Here is a 23,797-nt window from a genome sequence, read left to right as displayed (position 1 = left end):
CATGGCGGTGCCGTACGAGCGGGAGCGACCGGAGGGCCTCGGTGTCGGGAGCCCCTGGCGAGGGCTGCTTCCGGTGCTCCGCTCGTGCGCGCGCTGGGCACGCCGACCACTGGAACCGGGACTGCGGCTGTGGCGGCGCAGCATCCAGCTCAGGGTGGTGGCCACCACCCTGCTGATGTCGCTGGGTGTGGTGCTGCTGCTCGGCGTGGTCGTCATCGGCCAGGTCAAGAACGGCCTGCTGGACGCCAAACGGCAGGCCGCCCAGAGCCAGGCCATCGGCGGGTTCAGCGTCGCCAAGGAGGAGGCGGGCAACACCTCCGACTCCACCGGAACCGGCACCGCCAGCCGCGGCCAGACCGACGCGGGCGCCTGGCTGACCGCACTGGTCGGACAGCTCGCCAGCGGCGGCCGGGGCTCGTACTCGGTGGTCGCGCTCAGCTCCGACGCCCAGGCCAGCAGCGACAGCGCCGGCACCCGCGGCCCCCGGGCCACCGGACTGGTGCTGCCCGAGGACAGCGTCCCCGCGCAACTGCGCTCGGCCCTGGACAGCAGCACCAAGGTGCAGTGGCAGTACACGACCCTGCTGCGCAAGAACAGCACCGAGGGGCAGGCCGCGCTCGCCGTCGGCCAGCGCATGGAAGACCCCAACGGCCACTCGTACCAGCTCTACTACCTCTTCCCCTTCGACCAGGAGGAGAAGACCCTCAACCTGGTCAAGGGCACACTGGCGACCGCCGGGATCTTCGTGGTGGTGCTGCTCGGCGCCATCGCGTGGATGGTCGTACGACAGGTGGTCACGCCTGTCCGGATGGCCGCCGAAATCTCCGAGCGGCTCGCGGCCGGGCGGCTCCAGGAACGGATGAAGGTCAGCGGCGAGGACGACATCGCGCGGCTCGGCGAGTCCTTCAACAAGATGGCGCAGACCCTCCAGGTCAAGATCCAGCAGCTGGAGGACCTGTCCCGGATGCAGCGCCGCTTCGTGTCCGACGTCTCCCACGAACTGCGCACCCCCCTCACCACGGTCCGGATGGCCGCCGACGTCATCCATGACGCCCGCGAGGACTTCGACCCGGCGACCTCCCGGTCCGCCGAACTGCTGCAGACCCAGCTCGACCGCTTCGAGTCACTGCTGTCCGACCTGCTGGAGATCAGCCGCTTCGACGCCGGAGCGGCCGACCTGGCCGCCGAACCCATCGACCTGAGGGACGTCGTGCGCAGGGTGGTCGAGGCGGCCGAACCGCTGTCCGAGCGCAAGGGCAGCCGGGTCGTCATACGCGGCGACGAGCAGCCGGTGATCGCCGAGGCGGACGCCCGACGGGTCGAGCGCGTGCTGCGCAACCTCGTGGTCAACGCCGTCGAGCACGGCGAGGGCAGGGACGTGGTCGTACGGCTGGCGTCGGCGGGCGGCGCGGTCGCCGTCGCCGTACGCGACTACGGGGTGGGGCTCAAGCCCGGCGAGGCCACCCGGGTCTTCAACCGCTTCTGGCGCGCCGACCCCGCCCGCGCCCGCACCACCGGCGGTACCGGCCTCGGCCTGTCCATCGCCGTCGAGGACGCCCGGCTGCACGGCGGCCGGCTCCAGGCCTGGGGCGAACCGGGCGGCGGCTCGCAGTTCCGGCTGACCCTGCCGCGTACCGCCGGGGACAGCCTGCGCGGCTCGCCCATCGCCCTGGAGCCGGAGGACTCGCGCCGCGGCCGTGTCCTGCGCACCCCCGTCCCCGCGGCCACCCCGCCGGCGGCCGTCACCCGGGCGGGGACCTGGGCATCGGCGACCGAGTCCGCGCCGGCGCTGCCCGGCCCCCGTATCGCCCCCGCCATCCCGTCCATCCCGCCGATGCCGGTCGCCCCGCAGCGCCCGCCCGCTGCCGACCCCGCCGCGCTCCCGGGCAGCGGCGCCCGGGTCGTGGGGCACGGCGGCGGCAGCAGTACCGGCCCGCGCAACCCGGGCCCGGCCACGGGTACCGGCGCGAGCACCACCACCAGTACGAGCACGGCCGACGACGCGCAGGAGGACCGACACTGATGCCGGCGATGGGGGGCGGCCCACGCGGCCTTCGCGGTGCGGCCGGACCGGCCAGGGCCCTGACCGTACTGGGGTGCCTCGCGCTGCTCACGGGCTGCGCCTCCATGCCCAGCAGCGGCGAGGTGCGCAAGGTCGACGGCGAACTGCACGGCGACGCCGACACCCAGGTGCAGGTCTACGGCGTGAAGCCGCAGAAGGGCGAGGGCCCCACCCAGATCGTCAGCGGGTTCCTGGAGGCCTCGACCAGCAGCGAGGTCAACTACGACACCGCCCGCGAGTACCTGGCCGACGGACTGAAGAAGTCCTGGAAACCCAACGCGCGCATCACCGTCCTGTCCGGCGGCCCCCTGCAGACCCTGGAGTCCGGCCGCGACGACCGGGCCGACAGCGCCGGGCGCTACGCCACGGTCAGGCTCAGCGGGACCGCCGTGGCCGCCGTGGACCGCAAGCATGCCTACCGGCCCGTCCACACGGGATTCCGCAAGGAGATCCACCTCTCCAAGGAGCACGGCGAGTGGCGGATCGACGACGTGCCCGACGGGCTGGTCCTCAGCGAGGCCGACTTCACGCGGCTCTACAACTCCGTGAACATCTACTACTACGCCGCGCTCGGACCGGACGCCGAGCTGTCCGGCAAGCGCCGTGACGTGCTGGTCGCGGACCCGATCTATCTGCGGACGCAGATCAACGTGCTGCAGAACACCGTCAACTCGCTGCTGTCGGGGCCCACCGACTGGCTGGATCCGGTGGTGGGTTCGGCCTTCCCGGCCGGCATCAGGGCCAAGGACGTCTCCCTCGACGACTCGCAGCATCTGACGGTCAGGCTCAGCAAGGCCGTCGACGGCGACGACGACACCTGCCGGCGGATGGCCGCCCAGCTCATCAACACCGTGCAGGGCGTGGCGTCCTCCCCGGTGGAGTCGGTGGAACTGCGGCGGCCGGACGGCGGCGCGGCATGCTCGCTGACCGGGCAGCAGGCCGCCGAGTACGCGCCCGGCCAGGTCGCCGGCTCGCCGTCCCAGCAGTACTTCATCGACACCGGCCACCGGCTCGTCGGCCTGTCCGGCAACAGCACGAACGCCGACCGCGTCCCCGGCCCGCTCGGCGAGGGGCAGGTCAACCTGGGCTCGGTCGCCGTACAGCGCGACGAGACGTACGCCGCCGGAGTGAAGGCCGACGGCAGCGCCCTGTACGTCACCGGGCTCGCGACCGACGCCGAGCTGGGGCAGCCGGTGCTCAGGAGCTCCGGCAGCAGGACCAACGGCCTCAGCGCTCCCAGCTGGGACGGCTACGGCGGCCTGTGGGTCGCCGACCGTAACCCCGCGAACCCCCGGCTGCTGATGCTTCCCGAAGCCGCGGTCGGCACCAGAACCGCCGTCGAGGTGTCGGTGCCGGACCTCGGCGACGGCCGGATCGAATCGCTGCGGGTGGCCGCCGACGGCGTACGGATAGCCATGCTCGTCACCGAGAAGGGCCACACCAAGCTGCGGCTGGGACGTATCGAGCGCGGCGGCACACACGAGCACCCGAAGCTCACGGTGACCGCGCTGCGGCTGGTCACCCCCTATCTGGAGGACGTCAAGGCGGCCTCCTGGGCCGGGGTGAGCCGGCTGGTGGTCGTCGGCCAGGAGTCCGGCGGTGTGCAGCAGATCCAGTACGTGGACGTGGACGGTTCCGCCTCCGACACCACGTCGCTGCCGGGCATCAGCGGTGTCTCGTCGGTCGCCGCGTCCGAGAACCAGGACGAGCCGCTTCTCGCGGAGCTGGGCGACGGGATCTTCCGGCTGCCGACGGACGCGAACTGGAAGGAAGTCAGCCCCAAGGGGAGCTCGCCGGTCTACCCGGGCTGAGGCCGGTACGCGGCCCGGATGCCGGTGCGGGATGCCGGTGCCGGATGCGGGCGCCGGATGTTGGTTCCGGGAGCCCGTGCCGGGTGTGTGGGCCGCCCTCCGCCGGGGCCGGCCGGAGTTATCCACAGGCTGAGCCGGCGGCCCTGGCGCCCGGGCACGGAACCGGGGAGTCTGGATCCATGCGGGGGCTGTGGCAGGAACTGACGGACCTGGTGCTGCCGGGGGAGTGCGCGGGGTGCGGGGCGCCGGGTGCCGGGCTGTGCGAGCCGTGCCGGGGCGCGCTGGGTGGTGAGCGCCGGGTCTGGCGGGCGCGGCCGGATCCGGAACCGGAGGGGCTGCCGCGGGTGTACGCGGCGGCGGCTTACGGCGACGCGGTGCGGGCGGTGCTGATCGCGCACAAGGAGCGCGGTGTGCTGGGGCTTGCCCGGCCGCTGGGCGCCGCGCTGGCGGCGGCGGTGCGGGCCGCGGCGGCGGACGGGCCCGATGCCGGGGGCGGGGGAGGGGTGGCGGGTGGGGGTGGGGGTGGGGGTGGGGGTGGGGCCCCTTCCCCCACTGCGGCGCTGCTGCTGCTCGTCCCCGTGCCCTCCTCCCGCCGGGCTGTCGCCGCCCGGGGCCATGACTCCACCCGGCGGATCGCCCGGGCCGCCGCGCGTCGGCTGCGGCGGGAAGGCGGGAGTCCGGTGAGGGTGGCGGCGGTGCTGCGGCAGGGCCGGGAGGTGGCCGACCAGGCGGGGCTCGGTGCCCGCGAGCGGGTGTCGAATCTCGCCGGGGCGCTGGTGGCCGTACCCGGCGCCCGGGGGCTGCTGGCGGCCGGGCGGGTGGTCCTGGTGGACGACCTGATGACGACCGGGGCCTCCCTGGCGGCGGCGGCCGCGGCCGTGCGGACCTGCGGGGGAACGGTCGCCGGCGCGGCGGTGGTGGCGGCGCCCGCCTCGGCCAGGTGTAAGGCGGAACTCTGTGGTCAGACTCATCGTTGCAGGTAGTGAGGGTGGAAGTTCACCCTGGCGGAGGTATAGCGCCGCTGGGGGTGCCGACTCCCGTCCTGCGGGTCTATGTTCGGTTGTGAGGGACGGCGAGCACTGCCGTTCCGCCGACCGCAAGAAGAGGTTCACCCCGAATTCAGGGGGTGTCGATCTTCTCTGCGGGGGAGGAGGAGGTGAAAGTCGCGGCTTCGCCGCCCGGAAGCCTCCGGAGCGCGCGGAGCGGCAGCTAGCACAGCGCCGGGTGGGACCTGGTGCCCGCCGGCCTCAGCGCAAGGGACGCGCCCCGTCCGACCGGGGCGGTCCGGAACGGAGTTCTGCGTGGACATCGTCGTCAAGGGCCGCAAGACCGAGGTGCCCGAGCGGTTCCGTAAGCACGTGACCGAGAAGCTGGAGAAGATCCAGAAGCTCGACGGCAAGGTGATCAGCCTCGACGTCGAGGTGTCCAGGGAGCCCAACCCCCGGCAGGCGGACCGTTCCGACCGGGTGGAGATCACATTGCTCACGCGCGGCCCTGTTGTCCGGGCCGAGGCTGCGGCGGCGGACCCGTACGCGGCGCTCGACCTCGCCGTGAGCAAGCTCGAGGCACGGCTGCGCAAGGCGGCTGACAAGCGCAGGGTGCACCGTGGCGGCAGCCGTACGCCGACGAGTGTCGCCGAGGCGACGGCCGGGCTTGCCGCTCCGCCGCAGCTCAACGGCGGCCGTCCCGCCGAGGAGAAGCACGGCGGGGTGCCCACCACCAGGATGGGACCTCTGGAGGTACAGGGCGAAGGCCCGCTGGTGGTGCGGGAGAAGACGCATGCGGCAGCACCCATGGCGCTCGACCAGGCGCTCTATGAAATGGAACTGGTCGGGCACGATTTCTATCTGTTCATCGACTCCGACACGGGAGTACCGAGTGTCGTCTACCGGCGGCACGGATACGACTACGGCGTCATCCACATCAAGGCGGACCCGTCCGCCGAGGAGGCTCCCTCCGGCGCCGGCGGTGCCCTGCGCCGGTGAACCGGGCCAGCGGCCCCGCCTGACCTGGCGGGGCCCGGAAAGCTGATGGCGGCTGACGGCGGCGCCCCCGGGCCTGACACGACCTCGCTCGGGGGCGCCGCCGTGTCCGGGCATGAAATCATGGGCACGCAGCCAACATACGGGCCGCGTGCCGTGGTTGGCGTCGCACGCAAGAGTGCAGCTACCACGGGCGCCGACCCGAGGGGGAGGAACCGATGGCGGACAGCTTCGAGCCCGCACCGGTCGGTGAGTCGGACCGGGGCCCGGCCCGGCAGGAGCCGATTCGAGTCCTGGTCGTGGACGACCACGCCCTCTTCCGGCGGGGCCTGGAGATCGTGCTGGCCACGGAGGAGGACATCCAGGTCGTCGGCGAGGCCGGCGACGGGGCGGAGGCGGTGGACAAGGCGGCGGATCTGCTGCCGGACATCGTGCTGATGGATGTACGGATGCCCAAGCGCGGAGGCATCGAGGCGTGCACCTCCATCAAGGAGGTGGCGCCCAGCGCGAAGATCATCATGCTGACGATCAGCGACGAGGAGGCCGACCTCTACGAGGCGATCAAGGCGGGTGCCACCGGCTACCTGCTCAAGGAGATCTCCACGGACGAGGTCGCGACCGCGATCCGCGCGGTCGCCGACGGGCAGTCGCAGATCAGCCCGTCGATGGCGTCCAAGCTGCTCACCGAGTTCAAGTCGATGATCCAGCGCGGCGACGACCGACGGCTGGTCCCCGCGCCCAAGCTCACCGACCGTGAGCTGGAGGTTCTCAAGCTGGTGGCCACGGGGATGAACAACCGGGACATCGCGAAGGAACTCTTCATCAGCGAGAACACCGTGAAGAACCATGTGCGGAACATCCTGGAGAAGCTGCAGCTTCATTCCCGGATGGAGGCGGTGGTGTACGCGATGCGGGAGAAGATCCTGGAGATCCGGTGAGGGTGGGGCCGGTCCGGCTCGGGCCGGGGGCGGGTGATGCTGGGGGTTCGGGGGTTATCCCCCGAGGGACCGCAGTATCAGCGAGAACACCGTGAAGAACCATGTGCGGAACATCCTGGAGAAGCTGCAGCTTCATTCCCGGATGGAGGCGGTGGTGTACGCGATGCGGGAGAAGATCCTGGAGATCCGCTGAGGGTGGGGCCGGTCCGGCTCGGGCCGGCGGCCCCGGCGGTCAGGTGAGTGCGGCGGCCAGGGCGGCGGCGAGCTTGGGGTCGTCGAGGCGGTCCACGCGTACGGTGTCGCAGCCGACCCACTGGGCGGCTTCGCGCAGGGCGGTGGCCATGGGCTCGACCGCTGCGGGGCCGTCCAGGGAGACCTGGCGGGCGACGAGGGTGGAGCCCTCGCGGGCCGGGTCGGCGCGGCCGATCAGCTTGCCGCCGGAGAGCAGCGGCATCGCGAAGTAGCCGTGTATGCGCCGGGGCTTGGGGACGTACGCCTCCAGGCGGTGGGTGAAGCCGAAGACGCGCTGGGTGCGGGGGCGGTCCCAGATCAGGGAGTCGAAGGGGGACAGCAGGGTGGTGCGGTGGCGGCCGCGCGGCGGGGTGGTGAGGGCGGCGGGGTCGGCCCAGGCGGGCTTGCCCCAGCCTTCCACCTCGACCCGTACCAGGCCCGCGTCGGCCACCACCGCGTCGACCTGTTCGCCCTTGAGGCGGTGGTAGTCGGCGAGATCGGCGCGGGTCGCTACGCCCATCGCGGCGCCGGCCTGGGCGACGAGGCGGCGGGTGCACTCGGTGTCGTCGAGGTCGTCGTGGAGCAGTGTGTCCGGGACGGCACGCTCGGCGAGGTCGTAGATCCGCTTCCAGCCGCGCCGCCGGGTGCAGACGACCTCACCGGTGTCGAGCAGCCACTCCACGGCGATCTTGGTCTCGGACCAGTCCCACCAGGGGCCGCCGTTCTTCGCGCCGCCCAACTCCGTTGAGGTGAGCGGGCCGTCGTTCTTCAGCCGGTCCAGGACGGCGGCGCAGGAGCGGTCGGCGTCCTGCATCACGTGCCAGCGGTGGCCGCGGGCCCGCCGGGCCCGGCGGCGGAAGGCGAAGTGCGGCCACTCCTCGATGGGCAGGATGCAGGCGGCGTGCGACCAGTACTCGAAGGCGTGGGGCTGGGCCGGCGGCGCGTCGGCGGTGCTGCCCGTCCAGTACGCGGCCTCCACGGCCGGGCGGCCGACGGCGCCCAGGCGGGCGTACGGGATCAGTTCGTGGGAGCGGGCGAGCACCGAGATGGTGTCGAGCTGGACAGCGCCCAGGTGCCGGAGCACTCCCCGGACGCCTGAGCGCCGGTCCGGCGCGCCCAGGAATCCCTGGGCGCGCAGCGCGATCCGTCGGGCGTCGTCGGCGGAGAGCGGCACGGGCTTCGTCATGACCGTCAGCCTAGGGCGCGGCACCGACAACGAGGGCTGTCAGTCTTTCGGGTAGGGCAGGTAGGGGGTGGCGGAGGGCATGCCGACGTCGTGCGGGAGGAGTGAGCCCACCCAGGCGTCGCGGCGGGTGTCCTCGTGGGTGATCCTGGCGCGCAGGGTGCCTTCCATGCGGAAGCCTGCTTTGAGGGCGACGGCGCGGGAGCCCTCGTTGCCGGCCTCGGCGTACCATTCCAGGCGTTCGACGGCGAGATCCTCGAAGGCCCAGCGCACCACGGCGCGGGCCGCCTCGGCGGTGTAGCCCTGGCCGCGCAGTTCCTTGACCGTCCAGTAGCCGAGTTCGGCCAGTCGTTGCGGTGCCCCCAACTCCAGTCGCACCAGCCCCATGGCCCCCACCAGCTGCCCGGTGTCCTTGGCGGTGACGGCGAAGTTGTACATGGTCTCGTCGCGCCAGCCGTCCGGGCAGATCCGGCCGACGAACCCCTCGGCGTGCTCGTGGGTGTAGGGGGACGGCACCGACGTCCAGCGCGGGATCTCGCGGTCCTGGCAGGCGGCGTGCACCGCCCCGGCGTCACCGGGGGTGAAGGGACGGAGCACCAGGCGTTCCGTCGTGAGGGTTATCGGATCCATGCTTGGCAGTATCGCCGCAGCGTCACCGGAATCGCAGAAAAGGTGACTCAGAACCGCCCGGTGTGGCGACGGACCTCCCAGGCCATTGGTGTCCTCGCTTACGATGGCCGTTGCAGCGGCGCATAGCCTGCTGTGCCCAGCGCGAAGTGTGTGCCAGGCCCGACCGGCAAGGAGCCAACCTACGTGTCCGTCCTCAACAAGATCCTGCGTGCAGGCGAAGGCAAGATCCTGCGCAAGCTGCACCGCATCGCGGACCAGGTCAATTCCATCGAAGAGGATTTCATCAACCTCTCCGACGCCGAGCTGCGGGCTCTCACGGACGAGTACAAGGAGCGGTACGCGGACGGTGAGAGTCTGGACGACCTGCTCCCCGAGGCGTTCGCCACGGTCCGTGAGGCCGCCAAGCGTGTGCTCGGGCAGCGCCACTACGACGTACAGCTGATGGGCGGCGCGGCCCTGCACCTGGGCTATGTCGCCGAGATGCGCACCGGCGAGGGCAAGACGCTGGTCGGTACGCTGCCCGCGTATCTCAACGCGCTCTCCGGCAAGGGCGTGCACCTGATCACGGTCAACGACTATCTCGCCGAGCGCGACTCGGAGTGGATGGGCCGGGTGCACAAGTTCCTCGGCCTGGAGGTCGGCTGCATCCTGGGCAACATGAACCCGGCGCAGCGCCGTGAGATGTACGCGTGCGACATCACCTACGGCACCAACAACGAGTTCGGCTTCGACTACCTGCGCGACAACATGGCGTGGTCGCAGGACGAACTGGTGCAGCGCGGTCACAACTTCGCCATCGTCGACGAGGTCGACTCGATCCTGGTCGACGAGGCCCGTACGCCGCTGATCATCTCGGGTCCGGCCGACCAGGCCACCAAGTGGTACTCGGATTTCGCCAAACTCGTCAGGCGTCTGAAGGCCGGTGAGGCCGCCAACCCGATGAAGCGCGACCAGAGCGGCAAGCCGCAGCAGGAGACCGGCGACTACGACTTCGACGAGAAGAAGCGCACGGTCTCGATCCACGAGCCCGGTGTCGCCAAGGTCGAGGACTGGCTGGGTATCGACAATCTCTACGAGTCGGTCAACACCCCTCTGGTGGGCTACCTGAACAACGCCCTGAAGGCGAAGGAGCTCTACAAGAAGGACAAGGACTACGTCGTCATGGACGGCGAAGTCATGATCGTCGACGAGCACACCGGCCGTATCCTCGCCGGCCGCCGCTACAACGAGGGCATGCACCAGGCGATCGAGGCGAAGGAGGGGGTGGACATCAAGGACGAGAACCAGACCCTCGCCACGATCACCCTGCAGAACTTCTTCCGCCTCTACGGCAAGCTCTCCGGCATGACCGGTACGGCCATGACCGAGGCGGCCGAGTTCCACCAGATCTACAAGCTGGGTGTCGTCCCGATCCCGACGAACCGCCCCGCGCAGCGGCTGGACCGGGCGGACCTGATCTACCGCACCGAGGAGGCGAAGTTCGCGGCGGTGGTCGAGGACATCGTCGAGAAGCACGAGAAGGGCCAGCCGGTCCTGGTCGGCACCGTCTCGGTCGAGAAGTCCGAGTACCTGTCGCAGCAGCTCGCCAAGCGCGGGGTGCCGCACGAGGTGCTCAACGCCAAGCAGCACGACCGTGAGGCCTCGATCGTCGCGCAGGCGGGCCGCAAGGGTGCCGTCACCGTCGCCACCAACATGGCCGGCCGTGGTACCGACATCAAGCTGGGCGGCAACCCCGACGACCTCGCCGAGGCGGAGCTGCGCCAGCGCGGTCTGGACCCGGTGGAGCACGTCGAGGAGTGGGCGCACGAGCTGCCGGCGGCGCTGGAGCGCGCGGAGGCGGCGGTCAAGGCCGAGTTCGAGGAGGTCAAGGAGCTCGGCGGGCTGTATGTGCTGGGCACCGAGCGGCACGAGTCGCGCCGGATCGACAATCAGCTGCGCGGCCGCTCCGGCCGTCAGGGCGACCCGGGCGAGTCCCGCTTCTACCTCTCGCTGGGCGACGACCTGATGCGGCTGTTCAAGGCGCAGATGGTCGAGCGTGTGATGTCCATGGCCAATGTGCCGGACGACGTGCCGATCGAGAACAAGATGGTCACCCGTGCCATCGCCTCCGCGCAGTCGCAGGTCGAGCAGCAGAACTTCGAGATCCGCAAGAACGTCCTGAAGTACGACGAGGTCCTCAACCGCCAGCGCGAGGTCATCTACGGCGAGCGCCGCCGCGTCCTGGAGGGCGAGGACCTGCACGAGCAGGTGCGGCACTTCATGGACGACACGATCGACGACTACATCGCGATCGAGACCGCCGAGGGCTTCGCCGAGGACTGGGACCTGGAGCGGCTGTGGGGTGCCTTCAAGCAGCTCTACCCGATCACGGTGACGGTCGACGAGCTGGAGGAGGCCGCCGGCGACCGGGCCGGGGTCACCGCCGAGTTCATCGCCGAGATGGTCAAGGACGACATCCACGAGTGCTACGAGGAGCGCGAGAAGTCGCTGGGTGAGGAGATCACCCGCGAGCTGGAGCGCCGGGTCGTGCTGTCGGTGCTGGACCGAAAGTGGCGTGAGCACCTCTACGAGATGGACTACCTCCAGGAGGGCATCGGTCTGCGGGCGATGGCGCAGCGCGACCCGCTGGTGGAGTACCAGCGCGAGGGCTACGACATGTTCACGCAGATGATGGACGGCATCAAGGAGGAGTCCGTCGGCTACCTGTTCAACCTGGAGGTCCAGGTCGAGCAGCAGGTCGAGGAGGTCCCGGTGACCGACGCCGTCGAGGACGAGGTCCCGGCGCCGGTCAGGCAGGACGCCCGTCCCGAGATCCGGGCCAAGGGCCTGGAGGCCCCGAAGCGGGCGGACCGGCTGCACTTCTCCGCGCCGACGGTGGACGGTGAGGGCGGTGTCGTCGAGGGTGACTTCGACAGCGGTGACGCCGGCGACGGCGACTCCGGGTCGGACGGTCTGACCCGCGCGGAGCGCCGTAAGGCGGCGCGTGGCGGCCGGCGCCGCAAGAAGTAGTCGTACGGGTCCTTCCGGCCGGGGCCGGCTCCCTCAAGGGGGGCCGGCCCCGGCCGTGTGTCAGCCCGCCTCGACGGCCTCGATCGCGGTGCAGGTCCAGCCGCGCACGCTGTGCGGCCCGTGGGCGGAGGCGGCGGCGCGTTCCAGGCGGAAGGCGATGGCCCGGACGCAGTCGCGGGTGAGGGCGACGACGGCGGTGACCTCGACGGCGCCGCCGTCGGTGGCGGCCCAGCGGCAGCGGCGCAGGGCGGGCAGGTGGCCGCGGGCGCGGTGGCGCCAGTCGGCGCGGGCGTTGGTGAGGTCCCAGAGGCGGTCGTAGTCCTCGTCGGTGATGAGGCCGGCCAGGCTGACGAGGGGCCGGCGGCCGGTGAGGATGCCCAGCAGCCGGTCGGCGAACCACAGGTGGGGCGGCGGGGGGACGGGCGGGCGAGGGGTGGTCCGGGCGGTCCGGGCCCCGGGTGGGCGGTGCGGGGCGGCGGGGTGGCGTCCGGTGGTGCTGGTGACGGTCATGGCGGTGCCCCCGTGGCAGGTCGGCGTCCCGGCCTTACTGGCCGGTAACCGGGTTGTAGCGGGGCCGGGCGGTCCGGCGGGAGCCCGGCCGGTGCGGCCGGCGGCCGTGCGGACGGTTCACCTATCAGTGGGTGGCGCGGGCGGCCGCACGTATGCTGACGCCATGCGCGTCTACATCCCCACGACCCTTCCCGGCCTCGCCGAGGCCCACAAGGCGGGTGAGCTGGGTCCCGCTCCGCTGGACGCCCACGCCGTCACACCCGCGCTGCGCGAGTGGTACGTCTCGGACGACATCGAGGAGCTGGAGTACGCCGCGCTGACCCGCGCCGCGCAGGCCTCGCTGCGCCTGGTCGCGCTGGCGCCCGACGCCCCCCGCCGCCGGGTGGTCGTCGCGGTGGACATCGACGACCATGCGGTCTCCTACGACCCGTCCCGGACCCTGGACCCGGCCGTGCTGGGCGAGGTGCGGCTGACCGGCGCGGTGCCGATGGCCGGGGTCGCGGCGGTGCACGCCGACGCCGACGACGCGCGGGCCGACGTGGCGGCCGCCGCCGACGCGCTGGGCGCCGCCGACGCCGGGGACGACGACGCCCGCTTCGTCGTGGACGGCGCCGAGGACCACGAACTGCTGTGGTTCGCGGCGCAGGAGATCCCCGGTCTCCTCGGCTGACGCGAGGAGACCGCGAGGAGACCGCGATGAACAGGGATGAACAGGGATGAACGAGGATGAACGGGGCCGGAGTACGGCCGAAGGCCGCCACCCGGTTCGGTAGCGGCAGGTAGGAACAGGTAGCACCCCGTAACGCCGGAGGGTCTCGGGGTGGTCCTTCCTGACCTGGGCTCTTGACCGTTTGTCGGTACCTCTGGGTACGGTGCTCGATGTGAACGCGCATCTCGTGTGGGACTGGAACGGCACGCTGCTCCATGACATCGACGCGGTGATCGAGGCGACCAATGCCTCCTTCGCCGAGATCGGGCTGCCCCGGATCACCCTGGAGCGCTACCGGGAGCTGTACTGCGTACCGGTCCCGAAGTTCTACGAGCGGCTGATGGGCCGGCTGCCCACCGACGACGAGTGGGAGGTGATGGACGAGATATTCCACCGCCACTACTGGACGCTCGCCGGCACCTGCGGTCTCGCCGAGGGCGCGGCCGAGATCCTGGCCCGCCGGCGGTACGAGGGCCTGACACAGTCGCTGTGCTCGCTCGCGCCGCACGAGCAGCTGCTGCCGATCATCCGTACGCACGGCATCGAGGACCACTTCATCCGGGTGGACGGCCGGGTCGACGGCAGCCACACCGGCAAGTCCCAGCAGATGGCGCGGCATCTCGCGGCGATCGAGGGCATCGACATCGAGCCCCGCCGGGTCGTCGTGATCGGGGACGCGGTGGACGACGCCGTGGCCGCCGCGCATGTCGGCGCGCGGGCCGTGCTCTACACCGGGGGCTCCCACAGCCGGGCCAGCCTGGCGGTGGCCGGTGTCCCGGTGGTCGACAGTCTGGCGGACGCGGTCGAGGTCGCGGAGGCCCTGGTCGGGTGAAAGGACTCACCCGATGTAGTGGTCTCAGTACGCTGTGACGTATGGCACTCGGCTTCGGTGGGCGGCGTGGCGGGGAACTCCCGGTTGAAGTGACCGAGTTGGTCGGCAGGAGTGCGGAGCTCGGCAAGGTGCGCAGGCTTCTGGGCCGGGCCCGGCTGGTGACGCTGACCGGTCCCGGCGGGGTCGGCAAGAGCCGGGTGGCGCTGCGCGGCGCGGCCGAGGCGGGGCCGGGCTTCGCGGACGGGGTGTGTCTGGCCGAGCTGTCCGAGCTGACGGACCCGGAGCTGCTGCCGCAGACCCTGGCGGCCCTGTTCGGGCTGCCCGCGCAGCCCGCCAGGGCGCCGCTGGACCTGCTGGTGGAGTATCTGCGGGACCGCCAGGTCCTCGTCGTCCTGGACACCTGCGAGCATCTGGTCGACGCCTGCGCGATGCTCGCCGACGTGCTGCTGCGCGAGGCGCCGAAGGTCACCGTGCTCACCACCAGCCGTCAGCCGCTGGACGTGCCGGGGGAGCACACCCTGCAGATCCCGCCGCTGCCGGTGCAGGACGCCGTGGCGCTGTTCGGGCGGCGGGCGGCGGCGGTCGTCCCCGGTTTCGCGGTCACCGACGCCAACCGGGCGGACGTGCTGGTGCTCTGCCGCCGGCTGGACGGTATCCCGCTCGCCATCGAGCTGGCAGCCGTGCGGCTGCGGGCCATACCGCTGGACCAGCTCACCGCCCGCCTGGAGGACCGTTACCGGGTGCTCAACGGCGGCCGTGGCCGGCGCACCGGCCTGCCCCGGCACCAGACGCTGCGGACCGCCATCGGCTGGTCGCACGAGCTGTGCTCGGCGCCGGAGCGGCTGCTGTGGGCCCGGCTGTCGGTCTTCGCCGGCACCTTCGACCTCACCACCGCCGAGCAGGTGTGCTCCGGCGGGGACCTGCCGCCGGCCGCCGTCGTGGAGCATCTGATCGCCCTGGTCGACAAGTCCGTGGTGCTGCGGGTCGACGACGCGGCCGGGTCCGGGGGCGGCGCCCGCTACCGGCTGCTGGACACCATCCGGGAGTACGGTGCCGAGCGGCTGGCGGAGTCCGGTGGTGTGCCGGCCTGCCGGCGCCGCCACCGCGACCACCACGTCCTGCTGGCGGAGCGTTTCTACGACCGGCTGCTCACCGACGACCAGGTCAGCCTCTACCAGGCACTCGTCCGGGACCAGGCCAACGTCCGGGCGGCCCTGGAGTACGCCTTCGCCGAGCCGCAGGGCCACCTCCACGGCCTGGTGCTGGCCGCCAGGCTCTGGGCGTACTGGCTGACCGCCGGGCTGCCCACCGAGGGCCGGTACTGGCTCGACAAGGGTCTGTCGCTGACCGCGGACGCGGACCCGGGGGCCGAGCGGGCCCACGCCCTGGTCGTCTCGGGGATGCTGGCCCTCATGCAGGGCGACCTCGACCCGGCGCTGGCCCGGTTCGACCAGGCCCGTGCCGCCGCCGAGCGGGCCGGCGAGGCCAGGGCCCTGGCGTACGCCATCGGCTTCATCGGCGGCGTCCACGGGCTGTACGGCGACCGGGAGCGCTCCCGTGAGCTCACCGACGACGCCAGGGCCCGGCTGCGGGCCCTGGACGACCGGCTGGGCCTGGTGATGTCCCACTACCAGGAGGGCTTCCTGCGGGCCGTCATGAACGACATCCCCGGCGCGATCGAGATGTGCGACCTGGCGGCCGGCTATCTGGGCGAGGGGGCGGCCGGCGAGTGCATGATCCGGTCCAACATCATGCTGATCAAGGGCATCGTCGCCTGGGAGGCCGACGACCGCGAGGAGTGCGCCCGGCTGATCCGGGCGGCCCTGGTCAAGAAGCGCGAGCTGGGCGAGGTGTGGGGTCTGGCCCACTGCACGGAGGCGCTGGCCTGGGTCGCGGCACAGGACGGACGGCATGCCCGCACCGCCTGGATGCTCGGCGCGGCCCACACCCTCTGGCGGCGGATCGGCACCCCCATGTTCGGGGTCGACATCCTTCTGCAGCGGCACGCCCGCTCCGAGCTGGCCGCCCGTGAGGCGCTCGGCCGCCGGACCTACGACCGCCTCTTCGAGCGCGGCGCCCTGCTCCCGCTGGAGCGGGCGGTGGAGCTGGTGCTGGCCGACGCGGACTCGCCGTTACGGGTGCCCGCGCAGGCCTCCGAGCGCCGGTCGGGGGCGGACGGGCTGACGCCCCGGGAGCGGGAGGTCGCGGCGCTCGTCTCGCAGGGGCTGTCCAACCGGGAGGTCGCCGAGCAGCTGGTGATCTCCAAGCGGACCGCCGACGCGCATGTCGAGCACATCCTCGCCAAGCTCGGGGCGTCGTCCCGCACCGAGATCGCCGCGCTGGCCGGCGACTGACCGCCGGCGCCCCGACCGCGCGGCGGACCGCCGGCGGTCAGTCCACCGGTGCCTTCTCGCGCAGCACCTTGAGGAACTCCCGCATCCAGGCGGGATGGTCGGGCCAGGCCCGGGCCGAGACCAGGACCCCGTCCACGACGGCCTCGGAGTCCTGGAAGACGGCTCCGGCGGCCTGCATGTCGGGTTCGAGTGCCGGGTAGGCGGTCACCCGGCGGCCGGCGAGGCCGTCGGCGGCGGCCGTCATCAGCGGGCCGTGGCAGATCTGGGCGACGGGCTTGTCGGCGTCGAAGAAGGCCTTGAGGATCTTGCGCAGTTCGGCGTCGTTGCGCAGGTACTCGGGGGCGCGGCCGCCGGGGATCACCACGGCGGCGTACGCGCCGGGATCGACGTCCGCGAAGGCGAGGTCGGCGGGCCAGGTGTAGCCGGGCTTCTCAGTGTAGGTGTCGAAGCCGTCCTCGAAGTCGTGGACGACGAAACGGAGCGTCTTCTTCCGGGGGGCCGCGATATGCACGTCGTAGCCCTCCTCCAGCAGCCGCTGGTACGGGTAGAGCACTTCCAGCGACTCGGCCGCGTCGCCGGTGACGATCAGGATCTTGGCAGTCATGGCGGCTTCCGCCCTCCTCCTGCTGTTTCCGACTGTTCCTGTAACTCCTGTGAAAACTCTCGATACCGCCCGCTAACAGTTCTTTACAACAACCTGCACCCGGCGGCCCGCACTGTCCAGTTCGTCAAAGATTGGTTCGTGGTTTTGTACACAAAGAGCCGCTGACAGCTCCCCCTGCCGGGGCGATAGCCTTACAGCGTGATCAGCGCTGATCATCGGAACACCGTCACCTACGTCACGCAACGGCGCGCGACAGGAGCATGAGGACATGCAGACCAAGCTGGACGAAGCCAAGGCCGACCTGCTCGCACGGGCGGCCCGCGTAGCTGAGAACAGCCCGGCGGGGGGACCACCTGGCCAGGGGTTCGACGAGGAGACGCTCCGCGCGTTCCTTCAGCGCTATTACCTCCACACCGCCGCCGAGGACCTGGTCTCCCGGGACCCGGTGGACGTGTTCGGTACCGCGCAGTCGCACTACCGCCTCGCCGAGACCCGCCCCCAGGGCACCGCGAACGTCCGGGTGCACACCCCGACGGTCGAGGAGAACGGCTGGACGTGCAGCCACACCGTCGTCGAGGTGGTCACCGACGACATGCCGTTCCTGGTCGACTCGGTCACCAACGAGCTGTCCCGGCAGGACCGCGCGATCCATGTGGTGATCCACCCGCAGGTCGTGGTCCGCCGCGACGTGACCGGCAAGCTGCTCGAAGTCCTGGGCAGCGACCGGCCCGCCGACGTGAGTGAACTGCCGCACGACGCGAGCGTCGAGTCGTGGATCCATGTGGAGATCGACCGCGAGACCGACCGCGCCGACCTCAAGCAGATCACCTCCGACCTGCGCCGTGTCCTGTCCGACGTCCGCGAGGCGGTCGAGGACTGGACGAAGATGCACGAGCGCGCGCTCTTCGTGGCCGGCGAGCTGGCGGCGGCCCCGCCCAAGGGGCTGTCCGGGCAGGAGATCGCCGAGGCGGAGGAGCTGCTGATCTGGCTCTCCGAGGACCACTTCACCTTCCTCGGCTACCGCGAGTACCAGCTGGTCACCGAGACCGGTCCGGAGGGCGACGAGGAGGACGTGCTGGCGCCCGTCCCCGGTACCGGCCTGGGCATCCTGCGCTCCGACCCGTCGCACCGGGACAACGACCCGCACCCCGTGTCGCCGTCCTTCCACCGGCTGCCGCGCGATGTGCGGGCCAAGGCCCGCGAGCACAAGCTGCTCGTCCTCACCAAGGCCAACAGCCGTGCCACTGTGCACCGCCGCTCCTACCTGGACTACGTGGGCGTCAAGAAGTTCGACGAGCAGGGCAACGTCGTCGGCGAACGCCGCTTCCTCGGACTGTTCTCCTCGGCCGCGTACACCGAGTCGGTGCGCCGGGTGCCGGTCGTGCGCCGCAAGGTCGCCGAGGTGCTGGCCGACGCGGGCTTCGGCCCGGAGAGCCACGACGGCCGGGACCTGCTGCAGATCCTGGAGACCTACCCCCGCGACGAGCTGTTCCAGACCCCGGTCGGGCAGCTGCTGTCGGTGGCGACCAGCGTGCTGTACCTCCAGGAGCGCCGCCGGCTGCGGCTGTTCCTGCGTCAGGAGGAGTACGGGCGCTACTACTCGGCCCTGGTGTACCTGCCGCGCGACCGCTTCACCACCGACGTACGGCTCAAGCTCACCGACATCCTCGTCGAGGAGCTCAACGGCCGGCACCCGGTGGACTTCACCGCCCTGCACACCGAATCCGTGCTGTCCCGGCTGCACTTCGTGGTGCGGGTCGAGCCCGGCACCGAGCTGGTCCACCTCACCGACGCCGACGTCGAGCGGATCGAGCACCGGCTCTCCGAGGCCACCCGCTCCTGGGCCGACGGCTTCGCCGAGGCCCTGGTCGCCGAGTGCGGCGAGGAGCGCGCGGCCGGCCTGGGCCGCCGCTACGGCCAGGCCTTCCCCGAGGGCTACAAGGCCGACTTCACCCCGCGTACCGCCGTCGCCGACCTCCAGCACATCGAGCGGCTCACGCCCGGCGACACCCCCGACGGTTCGAGCTTCACCCTCAGCCTGTACGAGCCGGTCAGCGCCGCGCCCGACGAGCGCCGCTTCAAGATCTACCGCACCGGTGCGCCCGTCTCCCTCTCCGCCGTGCTGCCGATCCTCCAGCGGCTGGGCGTCGAGGTCGTCGACGAACGCCCGTACGAGCTGCGCCGGGGGGACGGCAGCCGCGCCTGGATCTACGACTTCGGGCTGCGCGTCGACCGCTCGCTGGGCGACCTCGGCGACGACGCCCGCGAGCGGTTCCAGGAGGCCTTCGCCGCCGTCTGGACCGGCCAGGCCGAGAACGACGGCTTCAACTCGCTGGTGCTGCGCGCCGGACTGACCTGGCGTCAGGCCGTGGTGCTGCGCTCGTACGCCAAGTACCTGCGGCAGGCCGGCTCCACCTTCAGCCAGGACTACATGGAGGACACCCTCCACTCCAACGTCCACACCACCCGGCTGCTGGTCAACCTCTTCCAGGCCCGGATGTCCCCGGACCACCAGCGCGCGGGCAGTGAGCTGACCGACGCGCTGATGGAGGAGCTGGACGCCGCCCTCGACCAGGTCGCCAGCCTCGACGAGGACCGCATCCTGCGGGCCTTCCTGACCCTCATCAAGGCGACGCTGCGCACCAACTACTTCCAGCGCCGCGAGGACGGCCACCCCCACGACTACCTGTCGGTGAAGTTCGACCCGCAGGCGATCCCCGACCTGCCCGCGCCCCGCCCGGCGTACGAGATCTGGGTGTACTCGCCGCGCGTGGAGGGCGTCCACCTGCGCTTCGGTAAGGTCGCGCGCGGCGGGCTGCGCTGGTCCGACCGCCGCGAGGACTTCCGTACCGAGGTCCTCGGCCTGGTCAAGGCCCAGATGGTCAAGAACACCGTGATCGTGCCGGTCGGCGCCAAGGGCGGCTTCGTCGGCAAGCGGCTGCCCGACCCGTCGGTGGACCGCGACGCCTGGCTGGCCGAGGGCATCGCCTCGTACAAGACCTTCATCTCCGGTCTGCTCGACATCACCGACAACCTCGTCGGCGGCCAGGTCGTGCCGCCCACCGACGTCGTACGGCACGACGGCGACGACACCTACCTGGTGGTCGCCGCCGACAAGGGCACCGCGGCCTTCTCCGACATCGCCAACGAGGTCGCCGTCTCCTACGGCTTCTGGCTCGGCGACGCCTTCGCCTCCGGCGGGTCGGTCGGCTACGACCACAAGAAGATGGGCATCACCGCCAAGGGCGCCTGGGAGTCCGTCAAGCGGCACTTCCGCGAGATGGACCACAACACCCAGACCGAGGACTTCACCGTCGTCGGCGTCGGCGACATGTCCGGCGACGTCTTCGGCAACGGCATGCTGCTGTCGGAGCACATCCGGCTGGTCGCCGCCTTCGACCACCGGCACATCTTCCTCGACCCCAACCCGGACGCGGCCTCGTCGTACGCCGAGCGGCGCCGCATGTTCGAACTGCCCAGGTCGAGCTGGGCCGACTACGACACCTCGCTGATCTCGGCCGGCGGCGGCATCTTCCCCCGTACCGCCAAGTCGATCACCATCACCTCGCACATCCGCAAGGCGCTGGGCATCGACCAGGCCGTCGCCAAGCTCACCCCGGCCGAGCTGATGAAGGCCATCCTCCAGGCCCCGGTGGACCTGCTGTGGAACGGCGGCATCGGCACCTACGTCAAGGCCTCCACGGAGTCCCACGCCGACGTCGGCGACAAGGCCAACGACCCCATCCGGGTCGACGGCAACGAGCTGCGCGCCAAGGTCGTCGGCGAGGGCGGCAACCTGGGCCTGACCCAGCTGGGGCGGATCGAGTTCGCCCTCGCCGGCGGGCGGATCAACAGTGACGCGATCGACAACAGCGCCGGTGTCGACGCCTCCGACCACGAGGTCAACATCAAGATCCTGCTCAACGCGGTCGTCGCCGACGGCGACATGACGGTCAAGCAGCGCAACAAGCTGCTCGCCGGGATGACGGACGAGGTCGGCGCCCTCGTACTGCGCAACAACTACGCCCAGAACGTGGCGCTGGGCAACGGCATGGCCCAGTCCGGCAGTCTGCTCCACGCCCACCAGCGCTATCTGCGCCGCCTCGTGCGCGACGGCGACCTGGACCGGGCCCTGGAGTTCCTGCCCACCGACCGCCAGATCCGCGAACGCCTCGCCTCCGGACGGGGCCTGACCCAGCCCGAACTGGCCGTACTGCTGGCCTATACGAAGATCACCGTCGCCGCCGAGCTCATCGGCACCGGGCTGCCCGACGACCCGTACCTGCGGGCCCTGCTGCACGAGTACTTCCCGCTCCCGCTGCGCGAGAGCTTCGAGGCGCAGATCGAGCAGCACGCCCTGCACCGCGAGATCGTCACCACCATCCTGGTCAACGACACCGTCAACACGGCCGGTACGACCTTCCTCCACCGCTTCAAGGAGGAGAGCGGCGCCACCACCGAGGAGATCGTCCGCGCCCACACCGCGGCCCGCGCCATCTTCGGCCTGGGCCGCATCTGGGACGAGGTCGAGGCGCTGGACGGGGCGGTGCCCGCCGCCGTCCAGACCCGCGTCCGGCTGCACTCGCGGCGGCTCGTCGAGCGCGGCACCCGCTGGCTGCTCAACAACCGCCCGCAGCCGCTGGAGATCGCCGGCACCATCGACTTCTTCGGCGATCGCGTCGCCACGGTGTGGGCCGCCCTGCCCAAGCTGCTGCGCGGCGCCGACCTGGAGTGGTACCAGTCCATCCACGACGAGCTGACCGGCGCGGGCGTGCCGGAGGAACTGGCGACGCGGGTCGCCGGGTTCTCCTCCGCCTTCCCGGCCCTGGACATCGTCGATGTCGCCGACCGCACCGACGAGGACCCGCTGGACGTCGCCGAGGTCTACTACGACATCGCCGACCGGCTGGGCATCACCGGGCTGCTCGATCGCATCATCGAACTGCCCCGCGCCGACCGCTGGCAGTCCATGGCGCGGGCCGCCATCCGCGAGGACCTCTTCGCGGCCCACGCGGCCCTCACCGCCGACGTGCTGTCGGTGGGCAACGGCACCTCCACGCCCGAGCAGCGGTTCGAGGCCTGGGAGGAGTCGAACGGGGCGCTCATCGGGCGGGCCCGCACGACACTGGAGGAGATCCAGACGTCGGAGTCGTACGACCTGGCGAATCTGTCGGTGGCGATGCGCACGATCCGTACGCTGCTGCGAACGCATCGCTAGGGGCGCGCGGGGACAGCTGGTAGAGCCGCTCACCCGTCGCCCGCCCGGTGGCCGCCAGGACCCCGTCCGCCGGGGCCCGGTCGCCGGGCTCGGTGAGGACCCAGCGCACGTGGTAGTCCCGGGCGAGGCGTGACTGCTCGTCCGGGCCGGTGCCCGCCGCGAAGTAGGCCCGTACGGCCGCCGCGCGGCGGGCCCGCAGCGCGGCGGGCACCGACGGGTCGGGCCAGGTCGGGGCCACCAGGAAGACACCGTAGGCGGGCAGCGCACGGGTGGCGTGGTAGCCGTGGGCCAGGACGGTGTCGCCGGGGCGGACGGCCCCGGCGGCCCAGCGGTAGCTCGGCCACTGCGGCAGGCGCTGGAGCACGACGGGCTCGTAGCGCCGCGGGACCAGGGCACCGGCCTGGGCCACCAGCCCCGAGCAGGCGGCGACGGCGGCCAGCAGGCCGAGCAGCCGGTGCCGCCAGGTCCAGGGCGGGGCCTCGGCGAGTTCGACGGCCAGCGAGAACTGCAGCGGCACCAGCAGCAGCCCGAAGATCCGCCCGTAGGCGTAGTGCCCGCTGAACCAGCCGTACGCGGCGATGGCACAGCCCAGCGCGAACATGACGGCCAGCGGGTCGAACAGGTCCCGCCGGGCCCGCCGGACGAGCGCGGGCAGCCCGGCGAGGGCGAGCCCGTACCAGGCCCACAGGTGCTGGTAGAGCAGCCGGTGGACCGGGTCCACGGTGGGGTCGCCGGCCAGGGCGAACACGCTGAAGTACGGCCACCAGGCGGCCACGGCGAAGGCCACGGCGCCGGTCAGCGCCCACCGCCCGGCGATCGGGGCCCGGGCCCAGCGGCGCTGGCCGCCGATGATCAGGGCCACCATGCCGACCAGGGCGCCCATGGCCGTGAAGGGGTGGACGAGCAGCACCAGCCCGGTGAGCACGCCGAGCCCGACATGGGCCCAGGGCCCGGCGCCGTCGCAGGTGAAGCGCCGGGTGAGCGCCCACACGTGGAAGGTCAGGCCGACGGCCAGCGCGCTGGGGTAGGACACGCCCCTGGTCAGCGACTGCAGGCCGAGGAAGCCGCTCCACTGCGCGTACACCGGCCCCCAGAGCAGTACGTACGCGGCCAGCGCCAGTACGGGGGCCCGGCGGCGGTTGCTGAGGGTGCGGGTGAAGGCGCCGATGCCGGTGACGACGACGGCGAGGTTGAGCGGGCCGCAGGCCTTGAGGATCTCCCAGCCGGCCAGGCCGGTGGCTTTGGCGATCAGCCCCAGGGCGACGGTGTAGGGCGTGAAGTACGGGCTGCTGTGGGCAGGCAGGTCCAGCAGCGGGTTGGCCGGGTGGAGCCAGTCGGCCCTGACGCGTTCCACGGCGGCGGCGTGCTGCCCGAAGTCGGCGGCCACGGTGCTGTGCCAGGCCCGGACGGACACGAGCAGCCAGAACAGGCCTCCGGCCAGCCGGTAGGAGGTGAGCCGGCGGCCGGGGTCCGTGCCCAGTCCCGGCTGTCCTCCCCGTCCCGCCTGCCTTGCCTGTCCCGCCCGGTACCCGATGACCTGCGGACTCTCTTGGATCGTGGTCAGCACCCCAGCCACTGCGGCCCCTCTCGTCACGGTCACGCACGAGCTTTCCGGGCGTTCCGGCGGGTTGCCACAGCGGCTGGGCCGTACGGGCTAGGGACATCGCCGGCGCCGGCGTTGTGACCGGGTCGGTTCCCCGGGTCGCGTCCGGCGATTGAGGACA

The 23,797-nt window shown here is 71.7% G+C and carries 15 protein-coding genes and 1 pseudogene; 11 read left to right on the top strand and 5 right to left on the bottom strand.

All coding sequences use genetic code 11. From position 1 onward, the window contains the following. The first annotated feature begins 1 nt into the window (after position 1). From mtrB to RWE79_RS15365, 6 genes and pseudogenes are all read left to right on the top strand, one after another. The gene (gene mtrB / locus RWE79_RS15390) at positions 2 to 2,023 is read left to right on the top strand and encodes an MtrAB system histidine kinase MtrB (protein WP_475940639.1); all 2,022 of its coding nucleotides are present in this window, start codon (positions 2 to 4) and stop codon (positions 2,021 to 2,023) included. Next, positions 2,023 to 3,873, top strand: coding sequence for an LpqB family beta-propeller domain-containing protein (locus tag RWE79_RS15385; protein ID WP_475940638.1), 1,851 nt, complete (start codon positions 2,023 to 2,025; stop codon positions 3,871 to 3,873). Before mtrB ends, RWE79_RS15385 begins: the two co-directional genes overlap by 1 nt. A 179-nt stretch (positions 3,874 to 4,052) precedes the next feature. Beyond that, complete coding sequence (locus tag RWE79_RS15380) at positions 4,053 to 4,856, top strand: ComF family protein (protein WP_475940637.1); 804 nt, start codon at positions 4,053 to 4,055, stop codon at positions 4,854 to 4,856. Positions 4,857 to 5,174: 318 nt separating this feature from the next. Further along, entirely contained in the window at positions 5,175 to 5,858 is a 684-nt protein-coding gene (hpf, locus tag RWE79_RS15375; RefSeq protein WP_475940636.1) for a ribosome hibernation-promoting factor, HPF/YfiA family, read from the top strand. Positions 5,859 to 6,073: 215 nt separating this feature from the next. Further along, positions 6,074 to 6,793, top strand: a complete 720-nt coding sequence (locus RWE79_RS15370) for a response regulator (protein WP_475940635.1) — start codon at positions 6,074 to 6,076, stop codon at positions 6,791 to 6,793. 76 nt (positions 6,794 to 6,869) lie between these two features. After that, positions 6,870 to 6,986, top strand: a pseudogene (locus tag RWE79_RS15365) (response regulator transcription factor); the annotation flags it as partial. A 39-nt stretch (positions 6,987 to 7,025) separates the two neighbouring features. Here RWE79_RS15365 and RWE79_RS15360 read toward each other — a convergent pair. Together RWE79_RS15360 and RWE79_RS15355 are read right to left on the bottom strand one after the other, a co-directional pair. Then, positions 7,026 to 8,210: a winged helix-turn-helix domain-containing protein gene (locus RWE79_RS15360; RefSeq protein ID WP_475940634.1), complete on the bottom strand. Its 1,185-nt coding sequence runs from the start codon at positions 8,208 to 8,210 to the stop codon at positions 7,026 to 7,028. Positions 8,211 to 8,249: 39 nt separating this feature from the next. Further along, complete coding sequence (locus tag RWE79_RS15355; protein ID WP_475940633.1) at positions 8,250 to 8,837, bottom strand: GNAT family N-acetyltransferase; 588 nt, start codon at positions 8,835 to 8,837, stop codon at positions 8,250 to 8,252. 183 nt (positions 8,838 to 9,020) lie between these two features. Here RWE79_RS15355 and secA point away from each other — a divergent pair, with 183 nt between their 5' ends. Continuing rightward, entirely contained in the window at positions 9,021 to 11,846 is a 2,826-nt protein-coding gene (gene secA, locus RWE79_RS15350; protein WP_475940632.1) for a preprotein translocase subunit SecA, read from the top strand. A 60-nt stretch (positions 11,847 to 11,906) separates the two neighbouring features. On the opposite strand, the gene RWE79_RS15345 is transcribed toward secA, so the two are convergent. Next, on the bottom strand, positions 11,907 to 12,356 hold the full coding sequence (locus tag RWE79_RS15345; RefSeq protein WP_475940631.1) for an Rv3235 family protein: 450 nt from the start codon (positions 12,354 to 12,356) through the stop codon (positions 11,907 to 11,909). Between the two features lie 163 nt (positions 12,357 to 12,519). Here RWE79_RS15345 and RWE79_RS15340 point away from each other — a divergent pair, with 163 nt between their 5' ends. The 3 genes from RWE79_RS15340 (at position 12,520) to RWE79_RS15330 (ending at position 16,251) form a co-directional block, all read left to right on the top strand. Then, a complete protein-coding gene (locus RWE79_RS15340) occupies positions 12,520 to 13,026 on the top strand; it encodes a DUF6912 family protein (protein WP_475940630.1) in 507 nt (168 codons plus the stop codon). Between the two features lie 211 nt (positions 13,027 to 13,237). Further along, positions 13,238 to 13,897 (top strand): HAD family hydrolase, encoded by a 660-nt coding sequence (locus RWE79_RS15335; RefSeq protein ID WP_475940629.1) that lies wholly within the window; start codon positions 13,238 to 13,240, stop codon positions 13,895 to 13,897. 41 nt (positions 13,898 to 13,938) lie between these two features. Continuing rightward, positions 13,939 to 16,251 (top strand): ATP-binding protein, encoded by a 2,313-nt coding sequence (locus RWE79_RS15330; protein ID WP_475940628.1) that lies wholly within the window; start codon positions 13,939 to 13,941, stop codon positions 16,249 to 16,251. A 37-nt stretch (positions 16,252 to 16,288) separates the two neighbouring features. On the opposite strand, the gene RWE79_RS15325 is transcribed toward RWE79_RS15330, so the two are convergent. Then, positions 16,289 to 16,855 (bottom strand): DJ-1/PfpI family protein, encoded by a 567-nt coding sequence (locus RWE79_RS15325; protein ID WP_475940627.1) that lies wholly within the window; start codon positions 16,853 to 16,855, stop codon positions 16,289 to 16,291. Positions 16,856 to 17,123: 268 nt separating this feature from the next. On the opposite strand from RWE79_RS15325, the gene RWE79_RS15320 reads away from it, so the two are divergent. Further along, positions 17,124 to 22,073, top strand: a complete 4,950-nt coding sequence (locus RWE79_RS15320; RefSeq protein ID WP_475940626.1) for an NAD-glutamate dehydrogenase — start codon at positions 17,124 to 17,126, stop codon at positions 22,071 to 22,073. Here the strand turns inward: RWE79_RS15320 and RWE79_RS15315 are convergent. Further along, positions 21,958 to 23,640, bottom strand: a complete 1,683-nt coding sequence (locus tag RWE79_RS15315; RefSeq protein ID WP_475940625.1) for a hypothetical protein — start codon at positions 23,638 to 23,640, stop codon at positions 21,958 to 21,960. The genes RWE79_RS15320 and RWE79_RS15315 overlap by 116 nt on opposite strands. Positions 23,641 to 23,797: the final 157 nt, after the last annotated feature.

This window comes from Streptomyces sp. RLA131, from assembly GCF_056270125.1.
The sequence above is the reverse complement of the archived record's forward strand: the minus strand, read 5'-3'. Positions and strand labels throughout refer to the sequence as shown.